Raw genomic sequence first — 20,370 nt, 5'->3', positions numbered from 1 at the left:
GATAGTTATTGCTCAGCCAGAGGCGTACAGGCTTCACTTTCAAGTGGAATCGAATTTACTGTAAGAACTCCCGAGAATCTGTTTATTAAGATACCGTTTACCCCAACCTTCGGGTCCTCGCCCCAATGCTACAAACCCGTTCCCTAGCACACAGCGCCCTCCCGATATCTTTGCTATTCGGTGCTTTCGCCATTTTCGTGGGGTTGCTGTGCGCGGTATTGCCCCTGGCAGCCGCATTGCTGATGGCGGCCGCCGTGGGAGCGGTAGTGGTCTTCATCGCACCCTTACGGTGGGTTACAACCCTGGAGCTTATTCTCGCAACTGTGGTTGCGGGTTCCGTGGAATATTTTCTAGGTATAGCCCAAGCTAACTGGGTACCCTATTTGCTGGCTCTCTTACTGGGCTTGCGCGCACTAATGGAACGAAAAACGCTGCACGAAAAAAAAGTCGCAGCCAGCATTCGGTCGCCCCGGCCATGGTTCATCCTGCCCTTGATAATATATTTCCTCACCATATTGGCTTCTGTCGGGTTCAACCTTTCACCTCTCGCGCAACTCGTTGTAGGTCTCAAAAACAATGTGTTCATGTTTGGGGTGTTTCTCGCCTTCCTCGCTGTCCGACCCTTCGATACAGCAACGGCACTCGTTTGGAAGGCACTCATAATTGTCGCGTGTGTTCAATTACCCGTAGTCCTGTATCAGAAATTCTTTATTGCAAGCGGCCTATCTGACGTGGGCGGCACTGCAGGCTTGAGCTGGGATGCGATATCGGGCACTTTTGGCGGGAGCCTGCTTGGGGGCCGCTCGGCTGCTATGGCGCTCTTCGTCATCATGGCAGTCGTCGTTTCTTTGGTCGCATGGCGCAATCGCAAGATTAGCCTTTCCCGTTTACAATTGATTTGCTTACTAGTCCTCCCATCGCTAATTCTTGCTGAGGTAAAAGCCGCTATCGTCTGGCTTCTTTTTTCCGGCACCCTGGTTTTTTCTCGTCAAATTAGAACCCGCCCTCTTGGATTTCTGGTTGCGGTGCTTATGCTCCTGACAGTTGCTGTTGGCATCGCCGCCGCATATAAAGCGATGTATTACGATGGAGGCAACCGCTCGGGTGGCTACGCCGAACTCTACGACAAACAGATCACATATTTTTTTGATCCGGATTTGTTCAATGCGGGAACACGCGAATTGGGACGAACGGCTTCCATTATTTTCTGGTGGGACCAGCACGATATTTCTGATCCCGTTCGGATGATAGTCGGACATGGACTGGGCGCGAGTCGTGGGAATAGTTCATTTGCGGTGGGTGAAGTAGCGAAACTTTACGATTTTCTTATCGATACCTCGACCGTGACAACGTTGCTGTGGGACCTTGGACTTTTAGGCTTGGTGTCCTTTGTAGGCGTTCTTTTTCTTGGTGCCATTGAAAGCTACCGGCTTGCTCGTCGAAAGGATTTACCGTTGGAGTTGCAGTCAAGTATCGAGTGCGCCGGAATCGGCCTGCTCCTGATCTTGAGTGGAGTCATTTACAACCGGGATGCTCTAGACGCTTCGGCGGTTCAGTTTCTGATCTACTTTTTCCTTGCTATCCTAGCGCGTGCAAAGGCCTATGGCATCCGGAGCCCGGCAGTATGACAAATGCCCATAGCCATCCTTTTTCCGGATGGCAGATCCGAAGCAGTTTGGGTTACTTCACCGTTGGCAAAATTGCATCAGGCCTGATCGGTTTGGTATTGCTGGTCGTACTGGTCCGTTTGTTACCAGCGACCGAATACGGCGCTTACGTTATATGGGTTGCGATCATGGAGATCACACTCCTGGTCAGCAATGCTGGAGCTTATCCGATAGCGCAGCGCTATATTACTGAGGCTCGTCTGCCCCCCAACTTGCCCTGGCTACCTAGGCTGGTGTGGAGCTCGCTCACGTACCGTCTTCTAACACTGGCAGTTGCAGCGGCAACGTTGCTCATTTTTGCCCAGAACCTGTTGGACGCCATAGGCCTGATAGTATTCTCCGAGTTATTTTTGCTATATGTTTTTGCCATCGTATTCGAAGGCGCAGCCCGTTATATCGATTTGATATTTGACGCGCTATTGCAGCAGGCCCGCAGCCAGTTTTGCATTTTAGTCCGAAGCGGTACGCGGTTGGCCGTAGTGCTTAGTCTTCTGTATATGAAGGGAACCCTCACCCTGCAGGACGTAATCTGGATGGAGGTCATTGCCGCGCTCTTTGGCTTCTCAATCTCCACTTTAATATTATTCTTTTATCTGCGCCGGGTGTGCGCAGGATTGAAAATAAATAGCAACAAGGGACCCTTCGAACTAAAAAGAGTTTTCGTATTCTCCCTTCCGCTTTATGTTGCCCAGTGCATGTCTCAGTTATACAGTCCAGATGCGGTAAAAATGGTTATCAGCCGCTTTCTAGGTGTGCTGGAGGCAGCGGCGTTTGGTCTTGCCCATGCGTTCGGCCTCGTTCTGCAACGCTACCTGCCGGCGCAATTGTTAATTGGACTGATTCGCCCAGTGCTGGTCGCCCGCAGGGCCGGCGGCGGCAGCAATGATGAGCTGGTTCATATCGGCAATCTAATTCTCAAGGTGAACCACTTCTTTCTCATTCCCGTTATTGCATTTTTCGGTATACGGGGATTCGAGTTCGTTTCAGCGGTTTCCAATGGGAAACATCTTGCTGCCGGTCACCTGCTTTTCTGGTTATCAGGCTTGCTCCTCCTTCAAGGCCTGCATACTATTTTATCCGCTGTTGCCATAGCCCTCGAGGACCGTCGGGCAGTGTTGGCTGGGACTTTCGCAGCTGCTCCTGGCATCCTCGTGGGCATTGCTCTCTCCGATAACTTTGGAGCAAACGGTATGGTGGCAGGTCTCTGGATTAGCGAGTTACTTTGGTGCAGCACTGCCTGGTGGTGCCTGCGCAACGCAAAATTTCACTTCCGGATCAACTGGGGCAGTTGGCTCAAACTGGCAGCCTGCGGTGGGTGCGCTGCATGGGTAGCAAACTGGAGTGGAGCATTCACTGATAATAGCTTGCTTGATCTTGGTCTGTGCGCTTTCATTCTGGGTCTGACTTATCTCGTTGTATGCAGCCTTCTGAAGCCGTTTTCGGCTGAAGAGCGATCCTCCATTAACAGATTGCTGCCTTGGCCCATGTTCTTTTTTTAGCGAACTATTGTTCCATCAAGCGCTTCTCTTAATATTGTGGAGTTTCAGGATGAAGTTCTACCTGGCGGGTCAAACCAACTTTGGTAATCGGGGCTGCGAGGCGCTGACACGCACCGTTATCAGTACCCTCTCGGAAGAGTTCGAGAATACCTCTTTTCTTGTTCCCGCAACTGATCCCGAAGCCGATGCGAAGCAGTGGCCGCAAATGGCTCGATATGGAGCGACGTTTGTCTCTGCAAACTGCGTACCGCCAGCAATAAAGTGGTGGAATCGGGCGATTCGTTTGGCGCCGTGGATCAAACCATTTTGGGAACCGTCTTATGCGTTGCCGTCCTATGCGTTCCGGGACATGGCGGAGTGCGATGCGATACTGATGATTGGCGGCGACACGATTTCTCTGGACTATGGATCAGGTTCACTTTTCATGGCCAGTGGCTTCATGGACGCCGCCGCCCGGGCCGGCCATGCAACCATGCTAGTTGCCGCATCGATAAGTCCGCTCAAGGATCCGGTGTTCGAACGTTACATGGCACGGCATCTCAAGCGATATTCCGTAATTACCGTGCGGGAAACGGAAAGTCTTGCCTATCTGAAGCATGTGGGGTTGGACAATGCGGTGCTGGTAGCTGATCCTGCGTTTGCGCTCGAGCCTGAGGCGGTCGAATGGGTGCACCCTTTGACTCAATCGAGAGCCGTGTTGGGATTCAATATCAGCCCGGTAATCGAGGAGAGCTGGCGGCGGGCTGGCAATTCAGGCAACCTTGTGGAGGAATCAGTTGCATTCCTCAGAAAAGTACTGGCAGAGACGGATTTGAGAGTGGCACTTATACCGCATGTGGATCCACTTGATGATAGCCTCTATAACAGCGATACCTCAATTCTTGATCGTATCCAAACCAGCTTAGGGGGGCCTTCGGCGCGCCTGGTACTGGTTCCTAGAAGTTTTAATGCCGCGCAATTGAAATATCTTATCGGACGCTGCCGATACTTCATGGGAGGCCGCACGCACGCCACCATCGCGGCCTGGTCACAAGGTGTTCCTACTATATCGTTCGCATATAGTACCAAGGCTTACGGCTTAAACAAGGATTTATTCGGCACACTTGACTTTGTCTTGCAAACTCCGCGCATCTCTCGCGATAGTCTTTGGAAAGCCTTTACTGAACTGACGGAAAGCGAGAATTTTATCCGATCCCTGCTTGCCCAGCGCATTCCCGAATGGAAACGCAAGGCTTCATTAAGCGCAAATGTTCTAGCCGAACATTTAAAAACGCGAATATATTAATTGAACTATCAAGGTAGGCATTCCATGGGGCCAACATCAACTAGTTTTATCAGGGAATAACCAGAGCTTGGGTGAGGAGAGGTATCAAGTGACAATCTATAATCAGTATACGAAACGCGATCGGTTCAGAGTCGGGATTAAAATAAAATTGCGTCAAGCGCGATCAATCTATGAACTTGGAATTTGTCATTTTAATAATCCGAAACATATCTTAGAAATTGGTCCAGGTGATGGTTATATCGCAGCTCTTACACGTGATGACGGATTTTCGTATACGGCAGTGGAGGGTAGTGATTCAGTTGCGTCTCGGCTGCGGAATGAGGGTTTTTCGGTTGTCCAATCTTATGTTCCGCCATTACCGCCAGAGATACGAGGCTCCCAAATCTGCTTCCTGCTTCACGTTATTGAGCATCTGACGAGTGCTGCGGAAGCATCACAGCTAATTTCACAAATTCGGAGTGCTCTGGATGAAGATGGCATTCTGGTAATCGCATGTCCGGACTATGTAAAGTGGGGGCATTATTTCTTTGACTGCGACTATACCCATGCAATGCCATTTACTCGGCGACGCTTGCAGCAGCTTCTTCGGGACCATCAGTTTGAAATTGTTGAAGAAACAATTTATAGCGGACCGTTATTTGGCTATAGAAGTCTCTTGTTGGCTTGGTTCGCCAAACTTTTTTACCCTCAAATAGTCGACGATGTCGTTGGAAGATTTATTAAAAGGGATGCATTGAGTCGAGGGTTATTTACCCTTTTGCCTAATCTCCTGGTTGTCGCAAGAAAACTCTAGATCCTGGTCAACGTTTGGGACGACGCACAATATCGGTCAATCAGATCCTGGTGTAGTAGCCCTCATTCAACCGGACACGGAATGCACCGATAACAGGAGATAGGCATATGCCTGCTGAAATGCATAGTGCTTCAGGTATCGAAGTATTGAAGTGGTCCCCCCGGCTGGATTGTTGTAATCGGGAAGTTATCAGTCATGTGGCCACTACTGGCGGCATTACCGGTGAGATGATGCGGGACCTGATGATTGAAAGTGTCGAGCGCGCTTTGGGTCGGCCGCACGGCTCCCGCAGGGCGATCGAATGGCTCAGCGACAATGGCAGTTGCTACACCGCCAGAGAAACGGCTGCCTTTGCTTGGGATACGGGATTCATCAGCTGCTTCACACCGGTACCGGTTAGAAGTCCCGAATAAATAGGCGGAATTCTGAAGGTGGGCGAAAGGTAAAAGGTCGGAGGTGTTGATAATGCTACGTTTATTTTTACTCGTACTGTGCCTGAGCTCGAAACCAGCTGCCGCAGACCAATGGCTACCGCTCGGAGATCAAGAACTTAGTGTCGCTCCTGGGAGTGCCCTCGATTTTTCCCAATTGGTCGAGGTGGGCCCGGCCGGCAAGCATGGCTGGGCCAAGGTGCTTGAGGATGGACATATCGGCTTTGAACGCCGCAGCATTCCCCAGCGATTTCTCATCGCATCGATGGGGTTCAGTAAGCTGAACGGGGGATTGCCCGATAAAGCCGGAAGCGAGCGCCTGGTTCAGGAGCTCAAGCGCACAGGCTACAACATGGTGCGCCTGCATCAATTGGACGCTCATCTCATGACAGGCCGCTCGAAGGATTTCGATTTTGATCCGGAACAATTTGACCGCCTTCATTACCTGCTTGCTCAACTCAAGGAAGCAGGGATCTACTGGATTACCGATGGCTTGACCTCCAATAATGCCGCCTGGGGCGACGTTCGCCCGCACCGTTGGGTGAAAAAACACCACGCGAAAATGGACGTACTCACTAAATCCGAGGGTTTTGCGCATTGGGCGACACTGGTCGAGCGTCTTTGGGGCACGAAGAATCCATATACCGGCAGCGCTCCGCTACAGGATCCGGCAATGCTGGGCATGATCTTGGTAAATGAAGGCACTGTTGGTTTTCTAGCCGCCCTCGAAGGCAATTATCCAGATAATCTCGGTCCGCTCTTCCGGGATTGGCTGAAAGATCGTTATCGAAATAACGCAGCGCTAAGGGCCGCCTGGGGGGGCGAGTTGAAAGCAAAAGAATCTGTTGACGGGGTGATGGAAGTGCCTGCAACGGTTCGCGGACGCGGTCCACGCAATGCAGACTTCGCTCGTTTTGTCAGCGACCTGGAACGTAAAAGCTATAAGGCGATGGAAGCGCATGTTCGTAAACTGGGTTTCAAGGGCTTGACAACCGCCTTCGACAACTGGCCACATTTCGGAGCGGATATTACTCGTACTGCTGTTCAGTGGGTCGATATGCATGCTTACCATGCCGAGGCCAGCGCGCATGGGCAGCCTGGCTCTAAAATTTCGCAATTAAGTGTGCATGACAATGCTGCGAGTTATATCCGTGGACTCACCACTACGCGTCAATGGGGCAAGCCTTTTACAGTGACAGAGTATGGTCAACCTTTCTGGAATCGCTGGCGTCATGAGTCGGCGGCATTGATGCCGGCGGTGGCCGCTCATCAGGACTGGGACGCGATCTCTCAATATGCCGAAACTCCTGTCCAGTTTGATTACGGACCATCGCCGTTCACCCGTATGCAGGCGATCTATCCATTTAATGTAGGAGCCGATCCGATCGCCAGAGGCGCAGAGCGACTCGCGGCGCTGCTGTTTCTGCGAGGCGACGTGGCGACAGCGAAAGGCCGCATTCACCTGCACCTGGACGCGGAGCGAGCGCTAACTCATAGCGCCGGATGGGAACGGGCGCCGGAGAGTCTTTCCAAGCTGGCCTTCGTATCCGCTGTCGGGCTTGATTTTCGCTCAGACCCTGTGAAAAATCTCAAACGCGAGGTCTCGTTCGAGATGACAACCGGAAGGTCGATCTGGTCTGGTAAACTGGATACAGCGCTAACCCGGTCCGGTCTGGGTTCCGGCGATAGCCCGCTCGCTGTCTTACGCGATGCGGACATTATCGAAGCCTCAAATCGCACCCGGTTGGATGCGGGGGTATTCGAGTCGGATACCGGCGAGGTCGTGTTTAATAATCAGACAAAACAGATAGAGGTCCTAACGGCCAAAACAGTGGCGCTGGTCCTTAGAGGCGGGTCAGCCACAACGGGGCCGCTCACTGTAAAGGATGCGAGCGGCCCCGCCCTCTTCGCGCTTTCAGCACTGGACAATCAGCCAATCGCAAAAAGCAAACGGTTGCTTTTGTGGGTGCTGACTGACGCAATCAACAGTGGGATGAAGTTCAAGGATGATGAGCGGACGGCAATTAAGACTCTTGGAGGTTTTCCTCCACAAGTGCAGACGGTTTCTGCGACGCTGAAAATCGCAACCGAAGGCGACGCCAAGCTGAAGGCTTGGCCGCTCTCCCTCAGTGGCGCGCGCCGGCAGGCGGTTTCCCTCGTTCCAGTGCCGGGTGCCATTGAACTGCGATTGGACACGTCAAAATTGCGCGATGGCCCAGCGCTTTTTTTCGAGATTGCCGCCGAATGAATGGCGATGGTAAGCGGGTCGGTCGGGATTTTCTCCGCTTTTCTGCATGTAGACGCCCCATGCTGTTGACCCCGTGGGGCTTGACCTTGACCGATGATAAAAATGAATATGCATGATGAGTACTATACGCGTTCGCATCTTTTACCCCGCTGATCCAGTTGGCATTGTTCCTGGCGGTATTGACACGTTCATTCGCGGTATCGTTAAATGGGCGCCAGAGGACATCGAATTCAGCCTGGTTGGCATGACGACTGATCCGGTCGCACGGCCCGTGGGTCGTTGGACGCGCTGCAGTTTTGGACGGCGTGAGTTCGACTTTTTTCCAGCCGTCTGGGTCGCGAATGCAGGCGACCGTTCCTACGTGCCACTTTCGCTGCGCTACACCGCCGCAGTCGCATTGGCACCACGGGCTGTGTATCAGGACTTTGATATAGTGGAACTGCATCGCATCGAGCCAGGCTTGTTATTCGGCGACTCACGACCCAAAAACGCTTTTTTCCATACTGACTACTCAGTTATCCACAGAGCGACAAAAACCGATTTCCGCTGGAAGTATTTACCTCGTATTTACGATCTGATGGAACGAAAAATTGTACGGGGACTTTCCTCAGCGTGGTGCGTTAGCAAGCAGTTCACTGCGGTACTTGAGACCAGATATCCGGCGTCTTCCACAATGATTCGATACATCCCAACCTGGGTTGATACGGAAGTGTTTTCTCCCTTACGAGATGATCTCCGGGCAGAGCAGCGGAGACGTCTCGCTACAACATTAAATATCGATGCGGCCGCATCGTGGATCATTTTTGTTGGCCGACTTGATATAACAAAAAATCCTGAACTCCTGCTGTCTGCTTTTGGGCGACTTGTGTCTAGGGGACGGCACATTGTGCTTCTCTTCATAGGAGATGGTGTGTTGCGGGCTGGGCTCGAGAAAAGAGTCGTTAAAGAAGGCCTTTCGGCGCACGTGCGGTTTCTTGGGCTGAGGGGACCTGCTGAAATTGCTACCATTCTTGCATCGGCCGACCTCTTCGCCCTTTCGTCGACTTACGAAGGTATGCCGATGGCAGTTCTGGAAGCGCTTGGAGCAGGCCTCCCGGTCGCGACCACCGATGTGGGGGAGGTGCGCAAAGTGGTGTGCCCCAAAGTGAACGGTGCTATCTCCGCGGATCAAAGCGTGGAAGGGTTTTCCATGTGTCTCGAGGATGTGCTTGATAATCTCAACCATTACGGGGGAGCGCCCGCAATACAAGCGATCCAGCCTTTCCGTCCGGCTGAGGTGTTAGAACCGGTTTATCAGAACTATCGAAAGCTCAGTTCGAGCTTTCGAACACAAAAGAGGTAAAAAGAGCATGGAAGAAATCAAACCCACCTATCCCGGCAGGCAATACGGCCTAGTCGCCGGTATTCCCATTGATTTGGTCGACTGGCCAACGGTGCGACAGGTAGTTTGTAACTGGGCCACAGCTCGGGAAGCGCGTCAGGTATGTGTTTGCGACGTTCATTCAGTGATTACAGCAGGGCGAAATGGCAGCCATCGCAAAGTCATTGAAGAGGCGGATATGGTGACCGCGGACGGAGCTCCGGTGGCCTGGACTTTGCGGCGCAAGGGGTTTTCAGGTCAAACTCGAATCAATGGTCCTGATATGATGTGGCATCTATGCGCCGATGCGCCTCGGCGCGGCATCAAGGTCGGACTCTTCGGGTCTGCGCCGGAAACGCTAGAACGCCTGCGCGCAGTTATGGAGAAGACCTTCCCACAGCTCGACATATCCTATTGCGTCTCACCGCCATTTCGCCAGCTCACCCATGACGAGGATAATGAGATTTGCGACAGCATCAACAGGAACGGTGTCGGTCTTCTGTTTGTCAGCCTGGGATGCCCAAAGCAGGAAAAATGGATTTCGGAACACCGTGGCAGAATACACGCTGTTATGATTGGGGTGGGAGCTGCTTTTGATTACCATGCCGGGGCTGTTTCGCGTGCTCCACTCTGGATGCAATCGAATGGACTGGAGTGGCTTCATCGATTATGGTCCGAGCCGCGACGGCTATGGAAGCGCTATTTGATAAACAACTCACATTTTATTATTAGAACATTATATGACTGGTTTTCGGGAGAGTTTGATAAGGCAAAAGCTATTTCAAATGAAGTGCCCGGCTCCGGCGGAGTGCGCAAGTCCGGAAAATAACTTGATGCAAAAAAAAGATGGGTGTACCTCTAATGACGAGCCTGAAAGTATTCTTTAATCAGCGGGGATGTCGGTCTGTGTATGTATCGATCAAATAGAAGATCGAGGTTATTTAGCGCGTGGCTTTCCACATTCTATTTTTTGCGTCGTGTGAGTTGCGAGGGCTTTAGTTAAACCGGAGGGAAGCCCGTTCATAGCGTGTGACACGAGTTACAACGGTAATTTATCTTTTTGCCAAGCTAAGCTACAGTATTATCTATAATCGGTGTGTTCGTCTCTGATGGCCTAATTTCTTACAGAGAAAGGAGCATGTGTGCGAGGGAATAGCGAGGGGGTGCGAACTATGAGCGATAGCAGCATCTATGACAACGGAACTTATCTTGAGAAAAATCCGGGTTGGCACGAAGAAGATTCCACGTGGAAAGCAAGTCAAATATCCAAAATAATCACAGGGAATAAAATAGCCCCATCGACGTTGTGTGAGGTAGGGTGCGGGGCGGGGGAAATATTAAACTGCTTGTCGAGCGAGTTCGCTAATATAGCTTTTTCTGGATATGAAATTTCTCCACAAGCGTTTGAAATTTGCAGGACTAAAGAAAAAAATAATCTGAAATTTCACCTGAAAGATATCTCCGATCACTCAGATCAAACATTCGATGTCGTAATGGCGATTGATGTATTTGAACATGTCGAGGATTACTTTGGATTTCTTCGAAAGCTCAGAACAAGAGGAATATATAAAATATTTCATATCCCCCTGGACTTATCCGTTCAATCTGTGCTTCGAGGCTCACCTATTTTAAATGTCAGGGAGTCAGTCGGCCATATTCAATATTTTACAAAGGAAACCGCCTTGGCAACCTTGAAGGATACAGGATATGAAATTGTTGATTATTTTTACACGGGAAGTTCCCTGGAGCTCTCTAATCATTCTTTAAAATCTCACCTAATGAAGCTGCCTAGAGGGCTTTTCTTTAAGCTTAATCGTGATTTGGCCGTCAGGATACTCGGTGGATTCTCACTAATGGTTCTGGCGAAGTAGGAGAATTTTTAGACAAGGACCAAGGAGGCTGCGCTCGAAGGGTGGGAACTCCATTAACCGGCTAAGCGCGCACGCCCCATGAAGGCCAGCCTCGGCTTCCTTCAGTGGCTCAGCCTCATCACAGCGGCTCCCGCCCTCTCAGCCAGAAGCATGTGGACTTTGGGAGAGGCTGCGGAGGGATGCAATATTTTGGGAGAGACGAATGAAATCTGCATTGCGTCACTTTGCTAATGCCGTATCGGGAAAAAGTCGGGAGCAGAAATGGCATCAATTTTTGGCACTGATGAGGCCTCAGCCTGATGAAACAATCCTTGATATTGGCGTCAACACCACCGAATATACTGATGTGGACAATTACTTGGAGAAGCGGTACCCGTACCCGGAGAAGATCAGCGTAGTCGGGGTTAGCGAAGATTTTACTGAATTTAACAAGCGCTATCCGGCAGTGCGGACATTCTCGTCCGACGGGCGCAACCTGTGTTTTGAGAACGATTCATTTGATATTAGCTATTCTAACGCGGTAATTGAACATGTGGGGCCTCAGCCTGACCAGCAGCGCTTTCTTGAAGAAATGCTTCGAGTCGGGAAGCGCGGTTATTTGACTACGCCGAACCGCTTGTTTCCGATCGAGACCCATACGAGCATCCCCCTGCTGCACATTGTGCTGACCCGACGTGCATTCGATGCATTCCTGCGCCTCATCGGTAAAGGGTGGGCGACTGATTATATTTTTCTATTGTCAGAGCGCGAGTTGCGATCGCTGTTGAAGTCAGCCGGAATCCGCAATTATCAGCTGGTTCGTAATCGGTTCCTCGGCCTGCCAATGACGTTTACTGTTACGTGGCATAAGTAGTGAGTCACTAAAGGCTTGAGTTGAGGCCAGTAGCGACGCCTTGGCCGAGTTGGCCGGCGCATTGATCAAGTATCTGTTCCAAACCCATGCGGAACAGGTCATCACCCACATTCGTCTCTGCTTCTTTGGCTTCATGAATTCACTAGAAATCGAGTGGAAATAACTCTGATTCTGACAATTCCTCAGCCGTTGTACCCTCAATGCGAATATCCATAAGGGTTGGAGTCTATTTCAGAGGGACTACCGAATTTAGAACTTGTTTCGAAAGCTTGGCGCGGATTCAAGCATTCTCTCGACTTTGAGAACTGCTCTGCCATATTGTTTCCCTTTGACAGTTCGAACGTTACTTGTTACAGGGCGTAAAGGCTGTTGCTAATCTTGCTTTATTAATCTTGAGATATCGTGATCAAGTTCTATCCCACTCCGGGGCGGACGTCTCGGCGTGGAAGACGCTCGCGGCGCTGTAGATCATGAGTCTGTCAGAAAAGGACAGCCAAGACTGTTTGTAGCTGATGCCACCGGTGTCTCGGGACATTGATCCTGTGTGTCGGCAATGCCGTCTCCATCCGAATCCATGAGAGTATAGTCGCGGGTGAAGATGATTTCTGATGAGTGCGGGGCTACAGAGCGTGGCCAGGTAATCGGGGTGCCATCGACGAAGGAAACGTATCGACCGCATAGGGTTGGATCTTCATCTGGGCATGAGACCTCCGATTCGATACCGCTGGGGTTGGTCAACAGTGCAGTACGCAGCGTCGCACCTACCTGCTGCAGAGGAACTATCTCGACATTGGCGATCGTAATTTCTTTCCCCGATTCGACGTAGAAATCGATACGCGCGCCATTGTCCCCGGTAACGGGATCGCCCTTTTTTATGGTTGAAATCGATTCGATGAGTAAGGTATGGCGTTTCCAGTCCCGGCTTCCGTAAATAGATGTCATCCTATGGGTAAATAGCTCGTAACCATTATCGCCTCCGCCCCCCCGCCTGGGGGCAATCGCGACTCTCTGATTGTCTATTTCAGTCTTTATATCGAATGTCAGGCGATACCAGTGACCCGCTTCGACGGAAAAATTTGGTGACATCAACAGGTTCGGGGTGGCGCCAGCGATCATCCTGATACAGGGGAAAGCGCCGCAGGCTCCAACGGAGGCCGTTGCGCCTGTGCTGCCGTTACCCCAAGGTCGCCAGCCTTCTTGAACACTCGTGGTCGTATTAATTGGAGTGAGGAGGCTTTCGCCCTGGACCTGGAAGCTGGTGTAGCCCGCTTGAGTAATTTGTTTGCCATTCGGGTCCAGATTGCGGGCTATACCGGCAGTACGTGCCGATTGCCATTCGATGAAGTCATATTCTAACTCGCCCCCATTCCAACGTTCTCGGGCGATCCGCTTGGATATAAGTGCCGAGTGGTGGTTGAAGTCATAACTCGCGAAGCGTGTTGTGCTCGAAAAGGTAGTTTGCGCCACCACGCCCTGAGCATCACCAAGCGGAAAGATGAAATTATTGGTGACGATATTGTCTGAAATGTCGCCTGCAGGATCGAAACTTCGAGTTCCTTCCTGGAACCAGATCTGGTAGCGGCGATTTCCGTAGAGCGTGTTGCGGTCGATAAGGTTGCGGGCGGTGTTGTGCAGTAAGATGCCATACTCGGCATTTTCGACCGTGTTTCCGATAACGGCAACATCGGAACCAGGTTCGTCCAGATAAACTCCTGTCGTGTGCGGCCGCTCGTCGGGATGGCCGTGGAGGTCACCGTTCAAATTGCGGATAATATTATCTTCGATTTTGCTATTGTGATTTTGACCATACATGTAGATACCCCCACAGTCGTGCAATACAGTGCAGGCGTTTTCGATGTTATTACGGCTTACTGAGCTATTGGGCCCGATAAGTATGCCATGATAAGCCGCGTCACGAATGCTGTTTCTATCAATAGTAGCGCCAGCGCCGGTACTGACGGCAGCAATCGAGGGACGGGGAAGGGACATAATGCGGCCGTTCTGAATTTGCACCGCGCTGCCTTCAATTTGATTATCCAGGACCCGTAAGCGCAAGGCTGACCGAACCCCATTGGCCATTCCGCTTATGGCGTCGAGCCCCGTGTTGATAATCCGATTATTCTGGATCAAGTTGTCTTGTGATGCTGCGGCCAGCAGTCCTTCCTCAACAGTTTCCTCGATGTGACAATCGATGACGGCGACACGAGTACTGCGAGAAAGATTGATTCCCTTTCCTACGCGCCTGACCGCCAAGCCGTGTAGCTCAATGTCTGTACGTCCAGAGAGGTCGATGCCGCTTTGGAGATGAACGACAGAGACACGCGTACCAGGCTCCGCCACGTCAATGGGGCGAAGATGAATCGCCTTATCGAGGATGTCGTAGACCCATTCACCTGGCTCGTCAAGCATCCACCGGGCGCCAGTGAAAAAATAGCCATATCCTTTGCGCAGAGGATATCTGGTAGGAGAATCCAGCAGTAGTATGCCTTGGTCAACGCCAGAAATAAGCTTGCGTTCGAGCCTCCAGCCGGATGAGCGGACGAAGACGGATACACCGGGGTTCAGCAGTTCAGCAGTGGTAAGCGCGGAGAGGTCGTTGCTAAGCGGAAGGTAAGTACTGCCTGTCTTGTTGTCGTTGCTTACCATATCAGCATCTGACGTGAGCACAAAATACGGCGATTCCGGCGCATTTGAATCATGCCCTCGGTTTGGATGATGAGCGATAGCATGCGCTGTGTTGCCGACGTAAAGCGCGATGGGCGTATCAACAGTGGGACTAAGGCTTACATTGTCAAGTCGGATTATGCCGGCATTCCCGCTGCCCTGGATGTCAAGACGCGCATGCCGAACCGATAAGGCTGTCCGGAAGGGCAAACTGATAGTCTGCCAGGCATTATTTCCGATAATGGGAGTTGTAGCACCTATCGTATCCCAGGGCGATTCTGCACGCCGTATATTAGCCCGTGCGGTCTTGCCGATAGGAACCCATATGGTCAGTGTGAGTTGATAAGTAGTCCCAGCCTCCAGCGGAAAGGCGGCGGAGCTAGCCGCCCACCAGAGCGTGGAACTGGTGCCGCCATTCATGACGAGGCAAGGGCCTGTGTCGGAGGCGCAGTTAGTGCTATCGACAGCGATATTCAACGAGTTGTCGGAGGACCAGCTATTCCACTTGGCCGTGCCCTGATCAAACTGGCCATTCTGAATAAAGTTAACCGGGAAAGAACTGCGGTAGGCACCTGCCTCTCCAGAGCTCCAGGCGGAGGCAGGGATGGCGATACTGCCGTCAATCAGCGGCTTCACATTGCACGGCGCCGGGTAAGCTCCTACCCGGATTGGCTGCGAGAGGCTACCAGACATCCCAAGCCGTAGGGTCTCATTCCAGACTTGGCCACAACGGAGAAAGACAGAGTCGCCCGGAAGCAAGTTGGCTCTCGCCACCTGGGCTAGAGTCTGCCATGGCCCGTCGGCAGTACCGGCTCGGTCTGGTAGATTGCCGGACCAGGCGTCATTGCCCAGTTTGGAGTCCACATAATAGGTTGCTCCCAAAGCCAAGTGCGGGAAAATGAACAGGGTGGTAATAACAAGTGCTTTTTTAATGATGATCATGGAATTATCTGTTAAAAAAATAACTGTAAGAGCTAGACATGACAGAGGCTTGTTGAAACGCCTCTCGATCTTGCCGCAACCCGATGGGGTGGTTTTTGCGGGCGGTTTGCTTGCCCGGTCTTCTGGCAAAGGGAGTTGATTATTCGCGTCGTCGCCTTTCGCGCGTCCCCCCGTCCCGCAAAGCCTCGTCGCGCCCGCCTAGGGGCTATTCGGAGATTCCTTTACGAGCTAGCTGCGAAAAAATTAATCAGGGTGGACTATACGCGGCGTTGAATCTCTTGAATCGCGGAAAAAGATAGTAAAAGCATCGTTTTTTTGCCGAGGTGCATTTCCAGGAAAATATACGTTTCCCGCATGCAAAAATTCGTCCAATTAATCAATTCCCTTGCTCAACATTGATGGGAACGGGACCGAGCTCGCGGTGGTGAGGTACTTGCTGTTCAACCTCTTTCTGACCAGTGTGACGCAACACCAAGGCTAGCGCCCAATCCTCGCGTTTGATAAGCTGATCGCCGCCGCACCGTGCGCTGTTCTAAAGGCCAGTTCTCGCGCGCGTGGTAATTTCACTTCGCAGGTATATGGTGATTAATGTATCTATCAACATTGCTATATGGGAGTGACGGTGTGTAACTAAAACATGGGATGTTTCTTTTATAAAAGCGGGCGCGATTAATAAGAACCTGCGAAGGGGATTCTGTAGCGCGCTTTTACAGGCAATCTGAGGGGCGATAACCGTTAACTCTTGTTATTGATGATTATATCTCGAACTGAGCGGTTTTATCAGCTCTTCTATATTCTTTCTTTATGAGGTAAAGTTATCAGGCTGTTCAGGATAAGTGAGTTTCAACGTTGTCTCTGTATAACCCGGCTTGAACGCAGCAAAATTCTCTTTTCAGGTTCTCGAACCCGCAACGAGCCTTCAATTTTACGGCGAACCGGCGAGCGAAGTGAAATTAATCCGATGTTCAATATGTCGCATAAGCATTTATGCTTGATGGATCATTATCTACTGTTGCGGCATGAAGTGATTTGAGAATTCAGGTACGGCAGGTCTAGGGCATGAATACTCCGACAAAGCGCAACGGGCGTGTTAGCATTCTTATCAAGGCACTCAACGAAGAGGCGCGGATTGCAAATTGTCTGGCTGCTGCCGTGCGTGAGGCACAATCGCTTGATGGGGAAGTGATTCTGGTTGATTCACTATCAACGGACCGAACCGTCGAAATTGCGCGCACCTACCCCATCCGGATTGTACAGTTCTCCTGCCTGGGAGATCGTGGCTGTGGCGCTGCTGTTCAACTCGGTTACCAGTTTGCGCAGGGAGACTATATTTACATTCTCGATGGTGACATGGAGTTGCAGACCGGTTTTATTGCCAAAGCGCTGAATGTGCTGGAAACTGAACCGGATGTCGCCGGAGTCGGCGGTAAACTCCTGGACAGGCAGATTCGAACTGCTGCGGACCTGAGACGTGCGCAGACACTGGGGATTCTGAGCCAGAGAATAGAAGTGAATGAATTGGGTGGTGGTGGTCTCTATCGGCGTGAAGCCATCGAATCCGTCGGTTATCTTGCTCATCGCTGGCTTCCGGCCTTTGAAGAGGCTGAGTTGGGCTTCCGCCTGAGCGCTGCAGGTTGGCGATTAATCCGATTACCTGACCCTGCCGTGTTGCATACCGGTCACGCGGAGTCAAATTGGGATATGGTGCGACGGCTCTGGCGAAATCGTCGTGCCCACGCGGTCGGCATGTTTTTGCGTTCCGCTCTTGGGAAGTCCTGGTGGTGGCGGGCGGTGCTAAGCCAACGGATTGTGATTCTCACGCCCGGAATACACCTGGTGGTCCTGGGAATCGCGATTCTGCTCGGAAATAGCTTACGAGCTACCGTGGGAGTCTGGTTGGCACTAGAATTTGGAGTCTGGTTATGCCTATGGTTGGCGCTGGCTGTCAAGAAACAGGACCTGCAAATAGCGGGGTTTTCTTTAATCAGTTGGCACATCTCAACTGCGGCCGCACTTATTGGCTCAAGCCGACCTCTAGCGGATCCACACACGCCTATCGCCGCAAGGGAGATCATCTGATCTGAGAGCAACGGCCATTCTGTTATGATGTGTTCCGGCGAAGCCCAAAAAAGTGATCTGAGCCGTAGGTAGGGCATCACAAGAATAGCAGGCAATTCGAAGAGATTCAGTTGTCAGTTGGCTAGGAAAGCAGAAAACGACCGATGGTTCGTCGACTCCCCTTTCACTCTCGGGGCTGCTCATTTCTGATGCTCCGCAGTAACAACATTAGATACAAAATTCTTTTAACTTGTGTGGTGAATGCTTTTATGACGAAAGCTTTGTTGAGAGACGTCGCTTTCCCTTTATTTTTTGTGCAGCAGATCACAAGCGCAGTAAGCAAGATCAACACGTGAAATATATCTATCTGGTTGCCGGTGCTCGTCCCAATTTCATGAAAATTGCTCCTATCGTGCGTGCAATGCGTGCTCATGGCGGCCTGGATTTTAAAATTATTCACACTGGTCAGCATTACGACCGGGATATGAATGAGGTATTTTTTGAGGAGCTTGGTATTCCCGAGCCGGACGTATTCATGGCCGCAGGTGGAGGTAGCCATTCGCAGCAGACCGGCAGGATCATGGTAGCATTCGAGGAACTGTGCCAGACTGACCGGCCTGATGCTGTGCTGGTAGTGGGTGACGTGAATTCGACGCTCGCCTGTGCGATCGTTGCGAAGAAGCTGAGCATCCCGGTGGCCCATGTTGAAGCGGGCTTGCGCAGTGGGGACAGGACCATGCCGGAAGAGATCAATCGCCTGGTTACCGATAGCATTTCGGATCTGTTTTTTGTTACAGAACCAAGTGGAGTTGCGCACTTGAAACGCGAGGGCAAGGATGATTCCGCGATTCATTACGTAGGACATGTAATGATCGATAATTTATTATATCAAGTAGAAAAGCTTGCCGGCATTGATACTGCTCAATTCGGAACAAATTGTTTCAAGGCAGCTAATAGGGTGAATAGCAAGTCGGGTAGCGGGCGTTATGGCGTGGTCACGCTACATCGACCGGGCAATGTTGACAGCGCCGAGATAATGATGCGAGTCGGTCGTGCGCTGACGGAGATCGCAACGGAATTACCATTAATTTTTCCAGTACATCCCCGCACGCGTAATAACTTGGAAAAATTCGGAATTGATCTGGGACCAAACATAACGCTGGTAGGTCCGCAGGCTTACATGCCTTTCCTCAATCTTTGGAAAGACGCTGCTGTCGTGTTAACGGATAGCGGCGGCCTGCAGGAAGAAACCACGGCTCTCGGTGTGCCCTGCATTACCATTCGCGACAATACTGAGCGTCCAGTAACCGTCGCTGAAGGTAGCAATGTGTTGGCAGGCACCGAACCGACGAGAATAGTTGCGGAAGTACGGAAAGTACTGCGCGGCGAAGGCAAACAGGGCTGCCGCCCTCATCTGTGGGATGGCAAGGCAGCCGAGCGGATTGTCGAAATACTTGCGCGGGAGTTCGCTAGTAATTCATAACACTTTGAAGCCGCTTGGGCTGTATCATTCTCGTAATCGTATGAGTTTAACGTGATACGAACGAAGAACGTGGTTCCCTCCGAAATGATGATAACGCTGAAATGAGCATTTAGTGTAGAGCTAACAGCCATTCAACAGGATATCCCCCATGATTCTTGTCACCGGTGGTGCTGGTTATATTGGTTCGCATACTTGCGTCGAGTTGCTTAACGCCGGTCTTGATGTCACCGTATTCGACAATTTTTGCAATAGTCATCCCGAGGCATTGGCAAGGGTGGAGCGTATCACGGGGAAAAAGCTCTACCTGGTACGGGGTGATTGCCGGGATCGTGCCGCACTGACAGCAGCTCTGCATGAGAGTGGTGCGAGCGCGGTAATCCATTTCGCCGGCCTCAAAGCCGTAGGCGAATCGGTCAAGCAGCCTTTGGCGTATTACGACAACAATGTCGTCGGCACCCTGCGTTTGCTTGAGGCGATGGGTGAATGTGGCGTAAAAAAACTGGTATTCAGTTCCTCTGCTACTGTCTACGGTGAGCCGAAGTGGTTGCCACTGACCGAGGATCATCCGCTCGCCGCCACAAACCCCTATGGACAGAGCAAACTGGTCGTTGAGGAGATTTTGCGCGACCTCTACCACAGTGATTCTTCCTGGCGTCTCTGTATTCTGCGTTACTTCAACCCCGTTGGAGCCCATACTAGCGGTTTGATTGGAGAAGACCCACGCGGTATCCCCGATAATCTGATGCCTTTCATAGCCCAGGTAGCGGTAGGCAGACGGGAAATTCTCAACGTGTGGGGCAACGATTATCCAACGCCCGATGGAACGGGCGTAAGGGATTACATTCATGTGGTCGATCTGGCGTTAGGCCACCTTAAAGCTTTGGAAGCACTGGACGCGTCGGCCGATTCGGGCACACCGGAGCTGACCGGGTGTCTGACAGTAAATCTGGGAACTGGCACGGGCTATAGCGTTCTTGATATGGTACAGGCTTTTGAGCAGGCAAGCGGCCGGAGAGTGCCCTACAAGATTGCTCCCCGTCGTCCCGGCGACATAGCCTCCTGCTATGCCGATCCGCGATTGGCCTATGATTTACTGAAATGGCGGGCAGAGCGTGGCCTGAGAGAGATGTGTGCGGACACATGGCGCTGGCAAAGCGCCAATCCTGAAGGATATGGAGGTTGAGGTTTAAAACATGAAGCAGTGCCAACGTTCCTC

At 51.6% G+C, this 20,370-nt stretch carries 13 protein-coding genes and 1 pseudogene; 13 read left to right on the top strand and 1 reads right to left on the bottom strand.

The window, feature by feature from the left end; all coding sequences use genetic code 11:
- Positions 1–170: 170 nt before the first annotated feature.
- From CRO05_RS01620 to CRO05_RS01575, 10 genes and pseudogenes are all read left to right on the top strand, one after another.
- On the top strand, positions 171–1,628 hold the full coding sequence (locus CRO05_RS01620; RefSeq protein ID WP_097065545.1) for a hypothetical protein: 1,458 nt from the start codon (positions 171–173) through the stop codon (positions 1,626–1,628).
- On the top strand, positions 1,625–3,166 hold the full coding sequence (locus CRO05_RS01615) for a lipopolysaccharide biosynthesis protein (RefSeq protein ID WP_097065544.1): 1,542 nt from the start codon (positions 1,625–1,627) through the stop codon (positions 3,164–3,166). The genes CRO05_RS01620 and CRO05_RS01615 overlap by 4 nt, the downstream gene beginning before the upstream one ends.
- A 49-nt stretch (positions 3,167–3,215) precedes the next feature.
- Positions 3,216–4,451, top strand: a complete 1,236-nt coding sequence (locus CRO05_RS01610) for a polysaccharide pyruvyl transferase family protein (protein WP_097065543.1) — start codon at positions 3,216–3,218, stop codon at positions 4,449–4,451.
- An 88-nt stretch (positions 4,452–4,539) separates the two neighbouring features.
- Positions 4,540–5,244, top strand: coding sequence for a methyltransferase domain-containing protein (locus tag CRO05_RS01605; protein ID WP_159462686.1), 705 nt, complete (start codon positions 4,540–4,542; stop codon positions 5,242–5,244).
- Between the two features lie 161 nt (positions 5,245–5,405).
- A pseudogene (locus CRO05_RS01600) lies at positions 5,406–5,654 on the top strand (DDE-type integrase/transposase/recombinase); the annotation flags it as partial.
- Between the two features lie 55 nt (positions 5,655–5,709).
- Positions 5,710–7,923, top strand: a complete 2,214-nt coding sequence (locus CRO05_RS01595) for a beta-galactosidase (RefSeq protein WP_097065541.1) — start codon at positions 5,710–5,712, stop codon at positions 7,921–7,923.
- A gap of 112 nt (positions 7,924–8,035) precedes the next feature.
- Entirely contained in the window at positions 8,036–9,265 is a 1,230-nt protein-coding gene (locus CRO05_RS01590; protein ID WP_097065540.1) for a glycosyltransferase family 4 protein, read from the top strand.
- Positions 9,266–9,272: 7 nt separating this feature from the next.
- Positions 9,273–10,112, top strand: a complete 840-nt coding sequence (locus CRO05_RS01585; RefSeq protein ID WP_097065539.1) for a WecB/TagA/CpsF family glycosyltransferase — start codon at positions 9,273–9,275, stop codon at positions 10,110–10,112.
- 343 nt (positions 10,113–10,455) lie between these two features.
- Positions 10,456–11,154 carry a bifunctional 2-polyprenyl-6-hydroxyphenol methylase/3-demethylubiquinol 3-O-methyltransferase UbiG gene (locus CRO05_RS01580; protein ID WP_097065538.1) on the top strand — a complete coding sequence of 233 codons (699 nt, stop codon included), beginning with the start codon at positions 10,456–10,458 and terminating at the stop codon, positions 11,152–11,154.
- Between the two features lie 202 nt (positions 11,155–11,356).
- Positions 11,357–12,007, top strand: a complete 651-nt coding sequence (locus tag CRO05_RS01575; RefSeq protein WP_097065530.1) for a class I SAM-dependent methyltransferase — start codon at positions 11,357–11,359, stop codon at positions 12,005–12,007.
- Positions 12,008–12,475: 468 nt separating this feature from the next.
- Here the strand turns inward: CRO05_RS01575 and CRO05_RS01570 are convergent, their stop codons facing one another.
- Positions 12,476–15,613 (bottom strand): right-handed parallel beta-helix repeat-containing protein, encoded by a 3,138-nt coding sequence (locus tag CRO05_RS01570; protein WP_097065537.1) that lies wholly within the window; start codon positions 15,611–15,613, stop codon positions 12,476–12,478.
- Between the two features lie 1,059 nt (positions 15,614–16,672).
- Between CRO05_RS01570 and CRO05_RS01565 the strand changes: the two genes are divergently transcribed.
- The 3 genes from CRO05_RS01565 (at position 16,673) to galE (ending at position 20,337) form a co-directional block, all read left to right on the top strand.
- Entirely contained in the window at positions 16,673–17,692 is a 1,020-nt protein-coding gene (locus tag CRO05_RS01565) for a glycosyltransferase (RefSeq protein WP_097065536.1), read from the top strand.
- A 331-nt stretch (positions 17,693–18,023) separates the two neighbouring features.
- Positions 18,024–19,154 carry a non-hydrolyzing UDP-N-acetylglucosamine 2-epimerase gene (wecB, locus tag CRO05_RS01560; RefSeq protein WP_097065535.1) on the top strand — a complete coding sequence of 377 codons (1,131 nt, stop codon included), beginning with the start codon at positions 18,024–18,026 and terminating at the stop codon, positions 19,152–19,154.
- 148 nt (positions 19,155–19,302) lie between these two features.
- Entirely contained in the window at positions 19,303–20,337 is a 1,035-nt protein-coding gene (gene galE, locus CRO05_RS01555) for a UDP-glucose 4-epimerase GalE (RefSeq protein ID WP_097065534.1), read from the top strand.
- Positions 20,338–20,370 lie beyond the last annotated feature (33 nt).

Origin of the sequence: Nitrosovibrio sp. Nv4, from assembly GCF_900215485.1 — a bacterium.
Taxonomy (GTDB): Bacteria; Pseudomonadota; Gammaproteobacteria; order Burkholderiales; family Nitrosomonadaceae; genus Nitrosospira.
Note: the sequence above shows the minus strand (reverse complement) of the source record. Positions and strands in the feature narration are given on the sequence as shown.